Annotated in this window: 16 protein-coding genes; 4 read left to right on the plus strand and 12 right to left on the minus strand. The window is 56.5% G+C overall.

Features of this window, described 5'->3' with window-relative positions:
* Positions 1-17: 17 nt before the first annotated feature.
* From dapA to dapB, 3 genes are all read right to left on the minus strand, one after another.
* Complete coding sequence (gene dapA / locus ACN082_RS07195) at positions 18-950, minus strand: 4-hydroxy-tetrahydrodipicolinate synthase (protein WP_419100179.1); 933 nt, start codon at positions 948-950, stop codon at positions 18-20.
* Between the two features lie 73 nt (positions 951-1,023).
* Entirely contained in the window at positions 1,024-1,629 is a 606-nt protein-coding gene (locus tag ACN082_RS07200) for a hypothetical protein (RefSeq protein ID WP_419100180.1), read from the minus strand.
* A gap of 4 nt (positions 1,630-1,633) precedes the next feature.
* On the minus strand, positions 1,634-2,389 hold the full coding sequence (dapB, locus tag ACN082_RS07205; RefSeq protein ID WP_419100181.1) for a 4-hydroxy-tetrahydrodipicolinate reductase: 756 nt from the start codon (positions 2,387-2,389) through the stop codon (positions 1,634-1,636).
* Between the two features lie 335 nt (positions 2,390-2,724).
* On the opposite strand from dapB, the gene ACN082_RS07210 reads away from it, so the two are divergent.
* On the plus strand, positions 2,725-4,680 hold the full coding sequence (locus ACN082_RS07210; RefSeq protein ID WP_419100182.1) for an acyltransferase family protein: 1,956 nt from the start codon (positions 2,725-2,727) through the stop codon (positions 4,678-4,680).
* Positions 4,681-4,762: 82 nt separating this feature from the next.
* Here ACN082_RS07210 and ACN082_RS07215 read toward each other — a convergent pair whose 3' ends face one another.
* From ACN082_RS07215 to ACN082_RS07230, 4 genes are all read right to left on the minus strand, one after another.
* Complete coding sequence (locus ACN082_RS07215; protein WP_419100183.1) at positions 4,763-6,094, minus strand: M16 family metallopeptidase; 1,332 nt, start codon at positions 6,092-6,094, stop codon at positions 4,763-4,765.
* Between the two features lie 386 nt (positions 6,095-6,480).
* Positions 6,481-8,709 (minus strand): polyribonucleotide nucleotidyltransferase, encoded by a 2,229-nt coding sequence (locus ACN082_RS07220; protein ID WP_419100184.1) that lies wholly within the window; start codon positions 8,707-8,709, stop codon positions 6,481-6,483.
* 253 nt (positions 8,710-8,962) lie between these two features.
* A complete protein-coding gene (gene rpsO, locus ACN082_RS07225) occupies positions 8,963-9,232 on the minus strand; it encodes a 30S ribosomal protein S15 (protein WP_419100185.1) in 270 nt (89 codons plus the stop codon).
* Between the two features lie 225 nt (positions 9,233-9,457).
* Complete coding sequence (locus ACN082_RS07230) at positions 9,458-10,120, minus strand: hypothetical protein (protein ID WP_419100186.1); 663 nt, start codon at positions 10,118-10,120, stop codon at positions 9,458-9,460.
* A gap of 364 nt (positions 10,121-10,484) precedes the next feature.
* Between ACN082_RS07230 and ACN082_RS07235 the strand changes: the two genes are divergently transcribed.
* From ACN082_RS07235 to ACN082_RS07245, 3 genes are read left to right on the plus strand one after another with little or no spacing between them, the layout of a single operon-like run.
* Positions 10,485-10,952 (plus strand): S-ribosylhomocysteine lyase, encoded by a 468-nt coding sequence (locus ACN082_RS07235; RefSeq protein ID WP_419100187.1) that lies wholly within the window; start codon positions 10,485-10,487, stop codon positions 10,950-10,952.
* The gene (gene mtnN / locus ACN082_RS07240; protein ID WP_419100188.1) at positions 10,952-11,689 is read left to right on the plus strand and encodes a 5'-methylthioadenosine/S-adenosylhomocysteine nucleosidase; all 738 of its coding nucleotides are present in this window, start codon (positions 10,952-10,954) and stop codon (positions 11,687-11,689) included. Before ACN082_RS07235 ends, mtnN begins: the two co-directional genes overlap by 1 nt.
* Positions 11,690-11,699: 10 nt before the next feature.
* The gene (locus tag ACN082_RS07245) at positions 11,700-12,524 is read left to right on the plus strand and encodes an aldo/keto reductase (protein WP_419100189.1); all 825 of its coding nucleotides are present in this window, start codon (positions 11,700-11,702) and stop codon (positions 12,522-12,524) included.
* 75 nt (positions 12,525-12,599) lie between these two features.
* On the opposite strand, the gene ACN082_RS07250 is transcribed toward ACN082_RS07245, so the two are convergent.
* The 5 genes from ACN082_RS07250 to rbfA form a co-directional block, all read right to left on the minus strand.
* A complete protein-coding gene (locus ACN082_RS07250) occupies positions 12,600-13,550 on the minus strand; it encodes a bifunctional riboflavin kinase/FAD synthetase (RefSeq protein WP_419100190.1) in 951 nt (316 codons plus the stop codon).
* A 66-nt stretch (positions 13,551-13,616) separates the two neighbouring features.
* Positions 13,617-14,057 (minus strand): hypothetical protein, encoded by a 441-nt coding sequence (locus ACN082_RS07255; RefSeq protein ID WP_419100191.1) that lies wholly within the window; start codon positions 14,055-14,057, stop codon positions 13,617-13,619.
* Positions 14,058-14,078: 21 nt separating this feature from the next.
* On the minus strand, positions 14,079-14,453 hold the full coding sequence (locus ACN082_RS07260) for a hypothetical protein (protein WP_419100192.1): 375 nt from the start codon (positions 14,451-14,453) through the stop codon (positions 14,079-14,081).
* Positions 14,454-14,468: 15 nt separating this feature from the next.
* Positions 14,469-15,557 carry a tRNA pseudouridine(55) synthase TruB gene (gene truB, locus ACN082_RS07265; RefSeq protein ID WP_419100193.1) on the minus strand — a complete coding sequence of 363 codons (1,089 nt, stop codon included), beginning with the start codon at positions 15,555-15,557 and terminating at the stop codon, positions 14,469-14,471.
* Between the two features lie 5 nt (positions 15,558-15,562).
* Complete coding sequence (rbfA, locus tag ACN082_RS07270) at positions 15,563-16,000, minus strand: 30S ribosome-binding factor RbfA (protein WP_419100194.1); 438 nt, start codon at positions 15,998-16,000, stop codon at positions 15,563-15,565.
* Positions 16,001-16,010 lie beyond the last annotated feature (10 nt).

A 16,010-nucleotide genomic window follows, 5' to 3' on the forward strand; every position in this document is an offset into this window, starting at 1 on the left:
GACCCCGCAATAGGTCTTTACTTAAGGAGGGAGGAAGCGATAACGGAACCTTCAAGGTCTGCTCGCATGAGCGCCGCTTCGGCTTCAGTGGCTACCGCATGGGGTAGGCGCACGGTCTTGGTTTCAAGCAGGCCCTGCCACTGCAGAATCTGTTTGGCGGCAACGCACCCGGGTACGCGACTCATGGCCGCACGCACGATGGGGGCAAGGTCAAGGTGGATCTGCTGGGCGGTTGCTAGATCCCCGGCAAGGGCGGAGTCAATGAGCTTGCGGAAGAGTTCGGGGGCTAGGTGGCTGGTGACACCAACCAGGCCCACAGCGCCCATAGCAATCCAGGGCAGGGTCAGCCCGTCATCACCTGAGTAGTATTGCAGGTCAGTGGTTTCCATGACCTCGGTAGCAGCGGTGAAATCAGCCTTGGCATCCTTGACCGCAACAATATTCTCGTGGCTGGCCAGGGCACGGTAAACCTCGGGGCTAATTGCGATACCCGCTCGACCGGGAATGTCGTAGAGCATGACGGGGGTTTTAACCGCGTCCGCCAGGGTGCGGAAGTGGGCTTCAAGGCCGGTCTGAGTGGGCTTGTTGTAGTAGGGGGTAACAACCAGTAGGCCATCTACGCCTACGGCCTCAGCGCGGGAGGCTAGGTGCAGGGTGTGGGCGGTGTCGTTAGAACCAACACCAGCAACAATCTTGGCGCGGTCCCCCACGGCCTCTTTGACGATGCGGAAAACGCGTTCGTTTTCCTCATCGGTCATGGTGGAATATTCGCCGGTTGTGCCGCACACAATCAGGCCGTCGTGGCCACGGTCAACCAGGTTTTGAGCAAGCCCAGCGGTAGCGGCTTCGTCAATTTCGCCGTTTGCGGTAAAGGGGGTGACCATAGCGGTCAGGAGTCGCCCAAAGACGGGCTCGGTGGCTTTTACTGTGTGCGGTGAAGTCTCAGACATACTAATAAGGTTACCTTATTCTGGGGTTACGGGAGGGTGAGTTTACTTATTGCTGGAGTAGCCAAGCAAACTTTTAGACAGAGATACTGGCTACTGACCCGCCACGGTAGAGGCTAATAGCGGCTCGCATAGCCTTACGGGCTCGTTTACGGTCACCGGCAGCATCGTAAGCCAGCGATAGATTGAACCAGTGTGACCAGTCCTGCGGGTGATTCTCAACGGCCTGAGCGTAATCAGCGAACTGGGCATCGGCGGCGGCGCGTTCTATGCGACCTGAGTCGGTTCGCGGCAGGTTATCTTCCGGGAGCTTTCCCTCAGCAGCCATAAGCGAGGCAAGTTGCTGGGTGCGGGCCCCAAAGACAATTTCACGAACCATAGCCCAAGCCCCCAAGACAGGCAGAACGATCAGGGCTAGCCCTAAGGCCATACCCACCAGCCCCGCGCCCTGCATAAGGAGCACCCCGCGCTGGGCGGTCAGGGCAAGGTAGAGGCTCAGAGCCACTGTCACCAGTGAGGCAAAGATTCTTCCCCGGCCACCGGCGTCCACCGCAATAAAAACCGCGCAGAAAACACCGACAGCTAACAAGAAGAGTCGAGTTCCCAACGGCAGGGGCAGAACCATAAGGGTCAGAACTGCTAGGACGATGGCTCCGGCCGTAAATAAGCGCAGTGAACCCATCGGGTTAGGTCAGATCCATGTAGCGGTCTAGCCCAAGGGCCAGACCGGGGTGGGAGGCAACCTGCCGAACACCCAGAAGGACACCGGGCATAAAGCTGGTGCGCTCAAAAGAATCGTGGCGGATCACCAGCTGCTGGCCAGGATCACCCAGCAGGATTTCCTGGTGTGCAGTCAGACCGCGCAGACGCACAGCGTGGACGTTAACGCCCTCTACACGGGCACCGCGTGAGCCGCCCTCATCGGTTTCTGTGGCGTCGGGTGACTGGCCCACACCGGCGGCTCTGCGAGCCTCAGCAATTTTCTTGGCGGTATGGACGGCAGTACCGGAGGGGGCATCAACCTTATTGGGGTGGTGCATCTCGATGACCTCAACGGACTCAAAGTACTTAGCCGCTTTAGCTGCAAACTCTGTTGCAAGAATCGAGCCGATAGCAAAGTTGGGGGCGATAAGCACACCAACCTGCGGGTGCTCAGCTAGCAGAGCCTCAAGGGAGGCCAGACGCCCCTCTGTCCAGCCGGTAGTACCCACAACAGCATGGATACCGTGCTCCACTGCGAAACGAACATTAGTCTCGGTAGCGGCAGGAACAGTCAGGTCAATCATGACTTCAGCGCCGTGCTCAAGGAGGAGATCCAGGGAATCATCTCGGCCCAGGGCAGCAACCAGATCCATATCCGCAGCGGTGTTCACCGCCTTAACAGCCTCAGCCCCCATGCGACCTGCGGCTCCCACCACAGCGACTTTCCATACCTTGCTCATGTGTTTCCCTCATAATAGCTAGTAAACAGTACGGGTAAGCCAGACACTACCCGCATATGACGCGTGGTGATGGCAGGCCATACGCTAACGAGTCACATCACTACTCTAGCCAACAGGACCAGGCTACGCACCCCAACCTGGGCAGACCCAGCGTATTCACCGCAACCAGGACAGGTAGAAAATACCGCAAGCTGCCAGCTGCTATTGCCTAACATACTCAAGCCACCAGGCACAGAAGCGACCAACATCTCTCCGGCTTTAGCGTCAAAACCCCACCTAGCTCTTACACTAGATAGGGTGCCCTAGCACAGCTGACTATGACCCCCTAAGGACCCATGAAAGACGACCACGTTTTTTACTCCGATGTTCACCCACCCGAAGGCCAGGGTCATTTTGTCCTGCGCGGGTTGGACGGTATCCGTGCGCTCGCCGTCCTGCTGGTGGTTATCTACCATTTCTGGCCCCAGCACCTACCCGGTGGAATGATCGGTGTCGATATCTTCTTCGTCATTTCCGGCTACCTGATTACCGCGCTCCTACTGCGCGAAGGCGCCTACACCGGAAAAATGGATATTGTCTCCTTCTGGATCCGTCGCTTACGCCGCCTTGTCCCGGCTTTTGCTTGGCTCAGCCTGGTTGTGGGCGCGCTGGCACTACTTGTGGGAGGGGACGCTCAAGTCGGGCTAGGCCGCCAGATTCTGGGCGCTTTTACCTACTCATCTAACTGGCTATTGATCGGTGCCGGTAACGACTACTTTGTGCAGACCTCCCCTGAGCTGATGACCAACTTCTGGTCGCTGGCTCTTGAAGAGCAGTTCTACTTCTTCTGGCCGGTCATTATGGTCTTCGTCTTCATGTTCACCGCCAAATGGTGGCAGCGGGCACTGGTTCCGGCAATTTTAGGTGTGCTCTCATTACTCACAGCACTGGTTCTCACTTTCATCGGTGCCTCCACAACCCGCCTCTACTACGGTACGGACACCCACCTCTACGGGCTGATGCTCGGCGTTCTTCTGGCCATGTTGGTGCCCTGGTCTATGTACCCGCCGGTTGACGCCCGCCTTTATGACCATGTTGGCTACGGCAACGGAATCTGGGGCTGGATCCGCCAGCTCATCGGGTGGGCTTGCCTGGGGCTGGTCTTCCCCCTGGCCCTGGCTCTGACCGATCAGCGCCCAAGCCTGCTCATCCCCTGGGGCCTACTGGCAGGGTCTCTATTAGGTCTTGGCATGATTCAGGCGCTTCTACCCGATGTGCGCGGTGGCACCAGCAACCTCTTTAGAGGCTTACTTTCGCTCTACCCCCTCGTGTGGGTAGGTCAGCGTTCCTACGGCATCTACCTGTGGCACTGGCCGCTCATGGTCCTCGCCCACTACACCTTCGGTGCCGCACGCTCCCCCTGGGTGAACGGCGGAGTTCTTATGCTAACGCTGGTGATTGCGGGACTGTCCTACATTTATATTGAACAGCCGGTTCGTAAACTGGGTTTCCGCGGTGCAATTACAGCCTGGCTTTCCGCTATGTTCGTTCCCGGCCAGAGAACCCTGCCGCTGGCTTCAGCGGCGCTCACTGCGGTTGTGCTCATCTGCACGGTTTTTGCAGTTCGCACAGCGCCAACTATGACCGAGGCCCAGGCTGTCGTCGCAGCAGGGGAAAACTACACCGCGTCAGAGAACCCATCACGGGCGCCCGAAGCCACAGAAACCCAAGTAGCTGAGACCAGCGAAGAAAGCCACACCCCCAGCCCCTCCCCCAGCGCGACTGCAGATCTTCTACCGGCTACTGCTGAGGGCCAAAGCGTCACCATCGTTGGGGACTCAGTCACCTTGGCTTCTGCGGCTGCGCTCGGGCAGGCAATGCCACTTGCAAGGGTTAATGCCGAGGTCTCCCGCACCAGTTCAGCGGCCCTACCTCTCATCGAGCAAATGACCAAGGACAGCCAAACAGGCCAGGTACTGGTTCTTTCTGTGACCGCTAACTCAACATTCACACTGGAGCAACTGGAAACACTCAAAGCTACCGTTTCATCCGATGGCCAGCGAAAGATTGTGCTGGTAACAGGTCTGGGGCCAGCAAACCTCACCTGGATAGAGCCCTCCAACAAGGTCATCCGTGAATTTGCGCAGAAGAACCCCGACACCGTCTTTATTGCTGACTGGCAGGCCGCAGCAAGCGGCCACCCGGAGTACCTTGTCTCTGATGGCGTACACCCCCAGGGACAGGGCCTTACGGTCTACGCCTCAACTGTTAAAGCGGCGGTAGCGCAAGCGGTTGCCGCCAACCGGCCCTAGTCCTCTGCCGTCCATCACCCTGACATTGCGGGTAAAGCTAAAGCCCCTCCCCCTGTTATCAGGGAGGGGCTTTGACCATTTGCTATTTCACAATGGTAGTGACCCATTCCTGCTTGGATAGGAAAGCCGCAAGCTCTTGAACCTCTTCGAGGGTAACAGATCGGATCCCCTCTAGGAGCTCGTCAAGGCTCCGGAATTGGCCTGAATCCAGTTCTGCACGCCCCAGACGACTCATCCGGGACCCCGCGTCTTCGCTCCCCAGAATGGTTCCGCCACCCAGCTGCCCGAGCACCTTATCCAGTTCGTCCTGGGTGAGCCCGTCACGGACCAATTCATCAAAGGTTGAGCGCATGAGCTCACCTACCTGCTGGGTCTTAGCCGGTAGGCACCCGGCGTACATGCCGAAGTAGCCCGCATCGGAGTAGGAGCCGCTAAACGAGAAAGTGGAGTAGGCAAGGCCACGTTTTTCGCGGATTTCCTGGAAAAGGCGGGAGGACATTCCACCACCCAGGGCGCTATTGAGCACGCTCATCACATACCGGCGGTCATCGCCAGCTACCAGGCCGGGGCAACCCATCACAATGTTGGTTTGCTCGAACCCTTTATCCAGGGTCCGCTCCCGAGCGCCCGGAACAATAACTGCCTGCTGGCGGGACCGGCGAGGTGCCGGGGCCTTCCCCTCGGTGAGGTCCCAGCCCCGGTTGGCCAGTGATTCGAGAACTAGCTGAACGATATGTGAGTGGTTTAGGCTGCCCGCTGCAGAAATAACCAGCCTGTCCGGGGTGTAGAACTTCTTGTAGTGTTCCCAGACCTTATCGCGGGCTACTTCTGTAATCTCCTGAGGGGTACCACCGATAGGCCGCCCCAGAGGGTTCTGCCCCATGAGCTGTTCAATAAAGGATTCAAAAGCAACGTCGGTGGGGTCATCTTGGTCCATAGCGATTTCTTCTAAGATGACGTCGCGCTCCTGTTCCAAGAGCTCAGGGTCCAGTACCGCGCCAGTCACCATATCAGCGATAAGGTCGATTGCCATAGCGGTGTCGTCATCGAGCACACGCGCATAGTAGCAGGTGTGTTCTTTAGCGGTCAGCGCATTGGACTCACCACCTACGCGGTCAAAGGCATGGGCTATATCTAATGCTGTACGGCTGGGGGTACCCTTGAACAGAAGATGTTCTAAGAAGTGCGTAGAACCCAGCATGCCGGGCTGTTCATCGCGGGAGCCAACGCCCACCCAAAAGCCAAGAGAAATACTGCGCTGGGAGGGCATACGTTCAGTAATCACGCGAACGCCACCGGGTAAGACGCTACGGCGAACCTCGTTACCGCCTTCCCCCACATAGATCAGACGACCATTCAGATAATCAAGCTCACCGGCGAGATCCGCCAGGGTGATGGGTAGTTCTATGGGCATAGTGCGCTTTCTATAGATCAGACATATCCAGGCATATACCTTACCGGAGCAAACACAAAACCTAGTGCTGTGACTTGACGGGCTAGGTACACAAGGGCAGTCATCAAGGATAGTAATATGCAAGGTATATTCGCAGAACTACCGACTGAGGCCCTACCCAAGCCCTAGGAACCTGAAGTCAGCCCCTAAAGGAAGATAAAGCAAGCCCCTGACAAGGCATACTTGTTCAAACAGCATGTGATGAGTCAAGGTTTTGCTGGCAGGGCGAATCTCCGCGATTGCACGGTTTCAACCGTTTGACTTATAAAGAGGGAAACTCATCGATTGATGAGTTTCCCTCTTTATTCTTTAGCGACAGGGCATCGACCTAAGTCAAAATCCTGCTTTTAGCCTTCAGTGGCTTCGCTGTCTTCTTCCGCAACAACCGGAATCAGTGACAGCTTGCCACGGTCGTCAATCTTGGCGATCTCAACCTGAACCTTCTGCCCTACACCGACGACATCTTCAACGTCGTCAACGCGCTTGCCATCATTGAGCTTACGAAGCTCGCTAATGTGAAGCAGGCCGTCCTTGCCGGGGGTCAAAGATACGAAAGCGCCGAAGGCAGTTGTCTTCACAACGGTACCCAGGTAGCGTTCGCCAATCTCAGGAACCTGAGGATTAGCAATCGCATTGATAGCTGCGCGAGCTGCTTCCGCGGACGGGCCATCGGTTGCACCGATGTAGACGGTGCCGTCATCTTCGATAGAGATGTCGGTCCCGGTCTCTTCCTGGATCTGGTTGATCATCTTGCCCTTGGGCCCGATGACCTCACCAATCTTGGCAACGGGAACCTTTACCGAAATCACGCGGGGCGCAAAGTCGCTCATCTCGTCGGGAGCGTCAATGGCGGCATTGATAACTTCCAAGATGTGCAGGCGTGCTTCGCGTGCCTGGGTCAGGGCACCGGCCAGAACCGAGGCGGGAATACCGTCCAGCTTGGTATCAAGCTGGATAGCAGTCACGAACTCACTGGTACCCGCTACCTTGAAGTCCATATCTCCCAGTGCATCTTCTGCACCGAGGATATCGGTGAGAGCTGCATAGCGAGTTTCACCGTTGACCTCATCGGAGACAAGGCCCATAGCGATACCCGCTACAGGTGCACGCAGGGGCACACCTGCGTTGAGCAGGGAAAGGGTTGAAGCGCAAACTGAGCCCATGGAGGTTGAACCATTGGAGCCCAAGGCTTCTGACACCTGGCGGATTGCGTAGGGAAAATCCTCGCGGTCCGGAAGGACCGGAGTGATGGCACGCTCGGCCAGGGCACCGTGACCGATTTCGCGTCGTTTGGGGGAACCAACGCGACCGGTTTCACCTGTGGAATAGGGTGGGAAGTTGTAGTGGTGGATGTAGCGCTTGGACTTGACCGGGTAGAGTGAGTCCAGCTGCTGTTCCATTTTAAGCATATTTAGCGTAGTCACACCCATAATTTGGGTTTCACCACGCTCGAAAATTGCTGAGCCGTGCACGCGAGGCAGAACCTCAACCTCGGCGGTGAGCTGACGGATATCGGTCAGGCCGCGGCCATCGATACGAACCTGCTCGGTCAAAATTCGCTGACGTACAAGGTGCTTGCTCAGGGCGTTGAATGCTGCGTTAACTTCGTCTTCGCGGCCTTCAAATTCTTTACCTTCGCCAGCGAGTGCTTCGAGAACTTCCTGCTGAAGGTTAGCAGATGCCAGTTCGCGCTCCTGCTTACCTGCGATGGAGTAGACCTCCACGATCTTGGGTTCAAAAGCCTTGACGGCTTCATCTACCTCTGCGGCACGTTCGCCAAAGATGGGGAGTTCCATAGCGGGCTTGCCTGCGCGTGCAGCCAGGTCTGACTGGGCCCTGCACAGAGCGGCGATGAAAGGCTTTGCGGCTTCTAGGCCCTCAGAGACAATCTCTTCGGTGGGTGCGGTGGCACCGTTTTCCTTGATGAGCTTCCAGGAGGTATCGGTAGCTTCAGCCTCAACCATCATAATGGCAACGTCTTCGGTACCGTCTGCCTTAGTCACGACGCGACCGGCAACAGCCATGTCGAAGACCGCGTTCTCAAGCTGGGAGAACTTGGGGAAGCAGACCCACTGGTCATCTATCAAGGCAATACGTACGCCGCCGATGGGGCCAGCGAAGGGTGCACCTGAAAGGGTGGTGGAGCAGGATGCGGCGTTGATAGCTACAGTGTTGTAGATTTCATCGGGGTCGATGGTCAGAACGGTAACAACAACCTGGACCTCGTTGCGGATACCCTTCTTGAAGACAGGGCGCAGAGGGCGGTCAATCAGACGCGCAGCCAGGATCGCTTCGGTTGAGGGGCGGCCCTCGCGGCGGAAGAAGGAGCCGGGAATCTTACCGGCTGCGTACATACGCTCTTCAACGTCTACGGTGAGAGGGAAGAAGTCAAAGCCTTCTCGGGGGCTCTTGCCAACGGCGGTGGCCGAGAGCAGGGTCGTATCTTCGTCGATAGTGACCAGAGCTGCGCCAGCTGCCTGCTGGGCTAGGCGGCCTGTTTCAAAGCGTACAAGGCGCTTTCCAAACTTGCCGTTGTCGATGATTGCTTCTGCAAATTGAATTTCGGGACCTTCCAAGGTTCCTCCGTTTCCTTATCTGCGCCGCGCTGCTGGTCATCGATTGAGGCCCACAGTGGGAGCACCCTTGCCGGGTGTCTTCTGTAAACCGCTACCGAGGACCGTGACAATGCGCGACGGCTTCGTAGTTTATATTGATGTTCTCTTGGGAGAACTATAAGGGCGTCACTGCCCCACACTGACTCCGTGGTCCAAGGAACCCGAAGTTACTGGTGGATTACAGTGGCGCCCTCACTCTGGTGCAGCCTTCGCCTTAGCGACGGATACCGAGGCGTTCGATAAGTGCACGGTAACGTTCAATATCGATGCTCTTGAGGTAGCCCAGCAGGTTACGGCGACGACCAACAAGAATCATGAGGCCACGACGTGAGTGGTGGTCATGCTTGTGGAACTTGAGATGTTCGGTCAGGTCGGTGATGCGACGAGTCAGAACTGCAACCTGAACCTCGGGTGAACCGGTGTCACCTTCGTGGGTTGCGTATTCCTTCATGATTTCTTGCTTGATGGCGGGATCGAGTGCCACTTTATAACTCCTAGAGTTAGTGCCGTGTACGGCCCGACTAGTGTTTACTAGCGGGAGCAAAAATCTAACGATTTTTGTATTCTGACTGCCACGGACCGCAGTCGAAGAATATTTACTTGGTTAACCCCACTAAGGGGCCACTCTCAAGGCTATAGCAAAGCGGTGCGGGGTTTCAAGACGGGCTTCTCACTATTTAGTGTGAGTATATCTACCTTTGTATGCAGTTTACTCGTAGAGCGGGAGAGCGCTGATACTGTAGCCCTCCCCGCTGGTAGATACAGATCCTTCATCAGGGTAGTTACCGAACCAGTCCGGTGCGATAGAGAAGTCCCAGTTAATGTAGTAAGAGCTGGCCTGCCCTACCTGGGACAGACCCTTAAACCATGTGAGTTGGAAAGGAATTGATACCTTTTCCATGTAGTTATCGGCTTTCTTAGCCAAGAGGCGGTAAGGAACTTGGGAACGAATCTCTACAAGGCGCTCTACCCCTGACCCAATGGTCTGGGTTTCAGATGCGGAAGCTTTCGTGACGGTGGCGGTTGATTTGACTCCACTGGCACTCACCACAAAGGCGGCAGAACCGACGACTTCCTCTACCTTAAAGGCGGTAACGGTGCCTAGCTCTGCGGGGGGAACAACTTGCCATTGCCCTGAATTGATGCTGTAGGAGGTTCCGCCGCCGGAGCTATCAGGCTCCCCAAAAGCCGTAAACGACTTCGTTCCGGTAACAGTAATAGTTACAGCGGGTACAATCGTGTTGGAACTGGGTGAGACCTGACCCGAAGGGTGTGATGCTGCGTACGCCGGGATAGTAGTAGAAGCAACCACAGCAGGAATAGACCAGGCTGCGCCCTTTGTTACTGTTCGACGGGTTAGATTTTCTGTCATTTGATTCTTTCGTTCTATGTAAACGGTATACGCAACGAACCCAAACGTCAGTTCTAAGCTCATTTTACCCACCGGGTGAGTTTAAAAACCTTGAGCAGTAACCAAACAGAAACTTTTGCAAGCTTTCTCAACCGCTTCAATCCTAACAGTCTAAAACTATGGGTTTTTGTCATGACGGGGTTGCCGACTTTCCTCATCAGGAGAAGAGTCCCCAGGTCGGGCCTTTACTGTTAGGAGGCTGAATACGAACCGATACCCCTTTGTTCATTCGCTCAAACCCAATTTTCACATCACTTCACAGCTCAAGCCTTACAAACATGGCGGTTACTCTTGGGTAGCCCATTGAGGACTATATAATTTAACAATGACTTCACGAGATCAAACCAATGTTGAATCATTTGATTTAGACCACACCCTCGTTCTTGCGCCGTATGTGCGCGTCGCAGGACGAAAAGAACTACCCGGAGGGGACGTCCTCATCAAATACGATGTCCGCTTCTGCCAGCCCAATAAAGAGCACCTGGGCATGAAGGCTATCCACTCGATTGAGCATATGACCGCGCACCATATGCGCAACCACACCGACGCTCTCATCGACTTTTCCCCTATGGGCTGCCAAACCGGTTTCTACGCCCTGACCCTGGGGCTCGAACCCGAGGCCTTTATGGCTATCCTTGAAGCCACCATGAACGATCTGCTTCGGGCGACAGAGGTCCCTGCGGCCAATGAGGTTCAGTGCGGCTGGGGTGCTAACCACTCACTGCAAGAAGCCCAAGAAGCTGTGCGGATCTTCCTTGACCGTAAAGATGAATGGGCGCAGGTGATGGCCTAGTGTCCGCTCCTACCTTCAAAGGCTTCGACCGTGCCACTATCGTTCAGGTGGCAATGGATGAAGAGGCAGCGCCCTTCCTTGAAACTACTGAAGAAGCTGGCTCCGCCTTCACCGTGGGTGAGGCAGTTTTCTACCCCCGTACCTACACAACGGACAGCGAAGAGCACCCCATTCTGCTGGTGCGTTCTAAGATCGGCTTGGTCAACGCGTCCACGGCCCTGAGCCTGGCGCTTTCAGTGGTTGCCAAACCCACCGCAGTTATCTCTGCCGGTACAGCCGGTGGCCTACGGGCCGACGTGGAGGTAGGCGATTTGGCTGTAGGCACCGACTACACCTACACCGACGCGGATGCCACAGCATTTGGCTACGCCTACGGTCAGGTTCCCGGTATGCCAGCTAGCTATAGTTCCGATGCGGCACTGGTTGATAAGGCCCGGCAGGCTGCTGCCAGCTACACCGGCCAAGGCAAACCCCTGTTCGGTACGATGCTGGCTGGTGGCTCTTTCGTAACTGCTCATAATGTCAAGGACACCCGGGAGATTTTCCCCCAGGCACTATCCACAGACATGGAAACCACCGCGCTGGCACAAATTTGTGGTAGCCGTTCAATTCCTTTCATCGCTATCCGTGGTATTTCGGATCTCTGCGGCCCCGCAGCCGATCAGGACTTCCACATGGATGCCCCCATCGTAGCGGCTAGGAGCGCCCAGCTCGTCCTAGCCCTCCTGACTATCTAGGAGATAACCTGTGCAAAACCATACACTGCGCGATGGTACTTCCATCCCGCCCCTGGGCCTAGGGACCTACCCTCTCAGTAACGCAGAGTCAGAGGTTGCCGTATCGGAAGCCATCGTCAGGGGGTACCGTCTCATTGATACGGCGGTCAATTACGGCAATGAAGTAGGAGTAGGAAAAGGGGTCCTGCGCTCTGGTGTGGATCGTCAAGAAATCTTCGTTCAGTCCAAGCTCCCCGGTCGTGACCACGGCTACGATAGTGCCTTCAGATCCCTGGAAGGCACACTCAAGCGCATGGGTCTTGACTATCTTGATGCCTACCTCATTCACTGGCCCAACCCCTCCCAGGGGCTCTACCTAGAAACCTGGAAGGCACTGATCCAGATGCAAGAGCAGGGGCTGGTGCGCACCATCGGTGTCTCTAACTTCTTACCGGAGCACATTGACCTCCTAGTTAAAGAAACAGGGGTTACCCCCACTATCAACCAGATCGAGCTCCACCCCTACTCCCAGAAACGGGAGTGGGCCAGCTACAACCGTCAGAAGGCTATCCTTACGCAGTGCTGGTCGCCGCTGGGGCGGAAGACCCGCCTACTCAAGGACCCAAGCCTGGCAGAGATAGCTCAAAACATCGGAAGGACACCGGCCCAGGTTATCCTCCGCTGGGAAGTTCAAAAGGCACACCTGCCCCTACCCAAATCAGCTCACACCCGGCGCATGGAAGAAAATCTGGATGTCTTCAGCTGGGAACTCACCCAAGAGCAGATGTCCACCATTGATGATTTAGAAGCGGGCCTTGGCCGGGGTTTTGACCCCGCCACCCACGAAGAAATGTAAGCCCCAAGGACGCAACCGCCCCGGCAGAGTATTTTCTGCCGGGGCGGTAGTCTGTCGTCTGGTCTGTGCTGAACTCTAGCTCAGGATCTGCCGAGACTGTTCAACATCCTGATACATCTGCTCCACTAGAGCTTCGACGCCCGTATAGGCAACCATGCCCCGCAAGAAAGCGACGAACTCCAAGGTGATCTGCTGCCCGTAGAGGTTAAAGTCCTCAACTTTTTCGTCAGTCCGATCGATGACGTGGGCTTCCACCTGGCGGGTGGTAATTCCTTCAAAGGTGGGGTTAGTCCCCACAGAAATGGCAACAGGGTGCCGAATTTCCTGCTCATCAATCAGCCAGCCTGCATAAACACCATCAGCAGGAACCAAGCCCTTGGAATCAGCCGACAGGTTGGCGGTGGGGAACCCGAGTTCACGACCCCGAGCGGCACCGTGGACGACTTCACCGCGCATGTAGTGGGACCGGCCCAGCAGGGAGCCGGCTTCCGCTACTCTGCCCTGTCCAAGGAGCCGACGGATAGCGGTAGAAGAACAGCGGCTGGCATCGGACACCAGAAGATCCTCAACAACCACAACATCAAAACCGAAACGCTGGCCCAACTCCTTCATGGTTGCCAGGTTGCCTGAGTTATTGGTGCCGAATCGAACGTCATCACCGATGACAACGCACCGAGCATCCAGCGCGTCAACAAAGGTGCGGGTCACAAATTCTTCTGGAGTCTGAGCAGCAAAGTCAAGGTCGTAGTGCAGGAGCAGATAAACATCGACGCCCAGTTCAGCCATAACCGCTTGGCGGTCCTTCTGCCCCATGATATCGACGTGCGACCCCTCCGGCCCGTGAACCACCGCAGGGTGCGGGTCAAAGGAAACAGCAACAGAGGTCAACCCGCGCTCTTGTGCCGTAGCCACCAGCGTAGAGAGTACCTTCTGGTGCCCGATATGAACACCATCAAAGTTGCCGATGGTGACCACGGTAGGCCCGTAGCCAGCGGGAATCTGGGCGAGGTCGGTGTAGCGCTTCACTGTGCTCCTTGTGGGTTGCTGCTGGTGTCTATCCTACGTGCTGATACCGGTCCATAAAGAACCAGCCTAGCTCCGCCCGTCATGCGCTGTCTTACCGGGACGAGCCTTATTGAGCCACCAGAGCCCAATCATGGGTAGGACAAGAGGAACGTACCCGTAGCCCGACCCAAAGTGAGACCATACGGAGGCTAGAGCAAAGTGCTGGGGCTGAAGGTAGGAGAATATACCGACCAGCAAAACACCAGCCATCTCGGTCCCTACCGCCAGCAGTGAGACTTTCCAAGCGCCCTGGCCCCTACGGGAGAGCGCCAGAGTAGCCACCAGATAAATTAAAGCCGAAAGCGCCGAGAGGCTGATAGAAAGCGGAGCTTCATCAAACTTACGAATCACCTGGTACAGTGCTCGTGCACCCGCTGAAAGGGTAAAGACGCCGTAAAAAACTACCAGTAAGCGGCCAAAGCCCTTAGCCGGGGCAGATACCTGGTGCGGTGAAGTGGAGGGTGCCATCTGTGTATCCTCAGTATCGGTTTAGTAGTAGTACCAGAGCATATTCATGCGGTGAACCATGATGATCAAGACCGGGCCGGTGAGCCCCAGAACCAGTGTCGACCACCGGGTGCGCTCCGCCAAAGACCAGATAAAGGTGCCCACCGGAATAATCATGGCTGTCACCAGATAGCCATAGTACTCCAACCAGTCCCCGCTCGGCCCATCGGTCACTGCCTGCATAATGATAGAGCCGACCAGGTAGACCAGTAGGAAAGCCTCGAGAATTAGAACCGAGCCCTGGCTGAAGTCATCGGGTGCCCGTCCTCGCAAGAAAGCCAGCAGGCAGACCAGAAAAGATAGGGTTCCCAGCCCAAGGCAGACCCAAAACCACAGGTCAAGTCCAGCAATTATCATTGTGTTCTCTCGTTCCTAGAAAGTTCTACCGGCTTCAAAGACAAGCACAGGGGCGGCTAGGTCTTCCCCGCGGAACCGGGTGTTCTCGATGAGAGCGACCAGGGTTCCATCGGGGGCAAAAGCCGCTACGATGCCTTCGGTGGTGGGTTTATCGTGGCCGCCTCTTGAGCCACCGGCACTGCTGTGCCGCTTGGCCTGTTCGGCACCAGCGCTAGGGCTAATCCTGCGCCCGTTGGACAGGTCGGTAGCCTCTTGGGCATTTACAAGACGCTCACCGAACAGTCGGCGGGCGGCCTCCTCGAGAGCAAGCAGCGGAAGGGGCTGTTCTGCTTCACGCCCGGCAATCAGAGTGTCCAGGCTATGAGCATCTTCAGCCCTAATCTCACCGATAGCGGTGCGGCGCAGGGCAGTCAGGTGGGCGCCAACCCCCAGTGCCTTTCCCATATCGCGTGCCAGAGCCCGGATATAGGTACCCGCCGAGCAGATAACCGTCACCCGGACATCGAGGACGTCATATTCATTCTGTTCTTGCTGTCCAGATCCCTTTTCTACGGCCTCTCCCGCCGGGGACTCAGCAAAAGGAACCGGGTAGGTGGCAGTGAGCCGGTCAAGGCCCTCCACCTCAAAGCTGTGGACCGTCACCGGCCTGGCCTCTAGCTCAACGGCCTCACCGGAACGGACCCGAGCATAAGACCGAACGCCGTTAACCTTAATGGCAGACACCGCGCTGGGCACCTGCATGATATCGCCGGTCAAAGCCGCTACCTGTTCAGCAATCAGCTCATCGGTCAGGGCTTCAAGAGCGCCGGCAGGAGCCAAAGCAGTAACCTGGCCTTCGGCGTCGTCGGTAAGCGTCGATACGCCCAAGCGAATAGTTGCCGTATAGGTTTTGCTTTCTCCTACCACCCAGGTCAGTAGCTTGGTTGCCTTATTGACGCCCAAAATCAGCACCCCGGTTGCCATAGGATCCAGGGTGCCAGCATGGCCTACCTTGCGGGTCCCTGCAAGCCATCGCATCTTAGAGACAACATCGTGGCTGGTCATACCCGCAGGTTTATCGACGATAATCAGGCCAGAAGGGCCGGTCGGTGCTTTCTTAGCCACGGTCTTTAGGCTTCGTCCTCGTCAGTTTCAGCAATCTTGTAAGCGTCCTCACCAGCTGCGTACTCGGCGCCCTCACGGGCGGCGGCAAGCTCGGCGTCGCGTTCCTTAGTCTGGCGGAGCAGATCTTCGATGTGAGCGGCGTTCACCGGCACCTCATCGGGTACAAAGGTGAGGGTTGGGGTCAGACGGGCGGTGATGTTCTTACCGACTTCTGCCCGCAAGATACCCTTAGCTGACTCAAGAGCGGCGCGGGTTGAAGCCTGTTCCTCTTCGCTCCCAAAAACGGTGTAGTAGACCGTTGCGTGCTGCAGGTCGTTGGTGACCCGGGCATCTGTGACGGTAATAAAGCCCAAACGTGGGTCTTTAATGCGGCGCTCAAGCGCCTGGGCAACAATGATCTTGATACGGTCTGCTAGGCGGGCGGCGCGTGCCGGATCTGCCATGGTGTTCTCC

It is taken from the genome of Rothia sp. CCM 9417 (genome assembly GCF_048513575.1).
GTDB lineage: Bacteria > Actinomycetota > Actinomycetes > Actinomycetales > Micrococcaceae > Rothia.

Bases quoted from the DNA above. Each gene is read 5' to 3' on its own strand.
- ACN082_RS07255 (WP_419100191.1), bottom strand. From the start codon at position 14,057: ATGGCACCCTCCACTTCACCGCACCAGGTATCTGCCCCGGCTAAGGGC.
- ACN082_RS07235 (WP_419100187.1), top strand. From the start codon at position 10,485: ATGACTTCACGAGATCAAACCAATGTTGAATCATTTGATTTAGACCAC.
- dapA (WP_419100179.1), bottom strand. From the start codon at position 950: ATGTCTGAGACTTCACCGCACACAGTAAAAGCCACCGAGCCCGTCTTT.
- ACN082_RS07210 (WP_419100182.1), top strand. From the start codon at position 2,725: ATGAAAGACGACCACGTTTTTTACTCCGATGTTCACCCACCCGAAGGC.
- ACN082_RS07230 (WP_419100186.1), bottom strand. From the start codon at position 10,120: ATGACAGAAAATCTAACCCGTCGAACAGTAACAAAGGGCGCAGCCTGG.
- ACN082_RS07260 (WP_419100192.1), bottom strand. From the start codon at position 14,453: ATGATAATTGCTGGACTTGACCTGTGGTTTTGGGTCTGCCTTGGGCTG.
- rbfA (WP_419100194.1), bottom strand. From the start codon at position 16,000: ATGGCAGATCCGGCACGCGCCGCCCGCCTAGCAGACCGTATCAAGATC.
- ACN082_RS07215 (WP_419100183.1), bottom strand. From the start codon at position 6,094: ATGCCCATAGAACTACCCATCACCCTGGCGGATCTCGCCGGTGAGCTT.
- dapB (WP_419100181.1), bottom strand. From the start codon at position 2,389: ATGAGCAAGGTATGGAAAGTCGCTGTGGTGGGAGCCGCAGGTCGCATG.
- ACN082_RS07200 (WP_419100180.1), bottom strand. From the start codon at position 1,629: ATGGGTTCACTGCGCTTATTTACGGCCGGAGCCATCGTCCTAGCAGTT.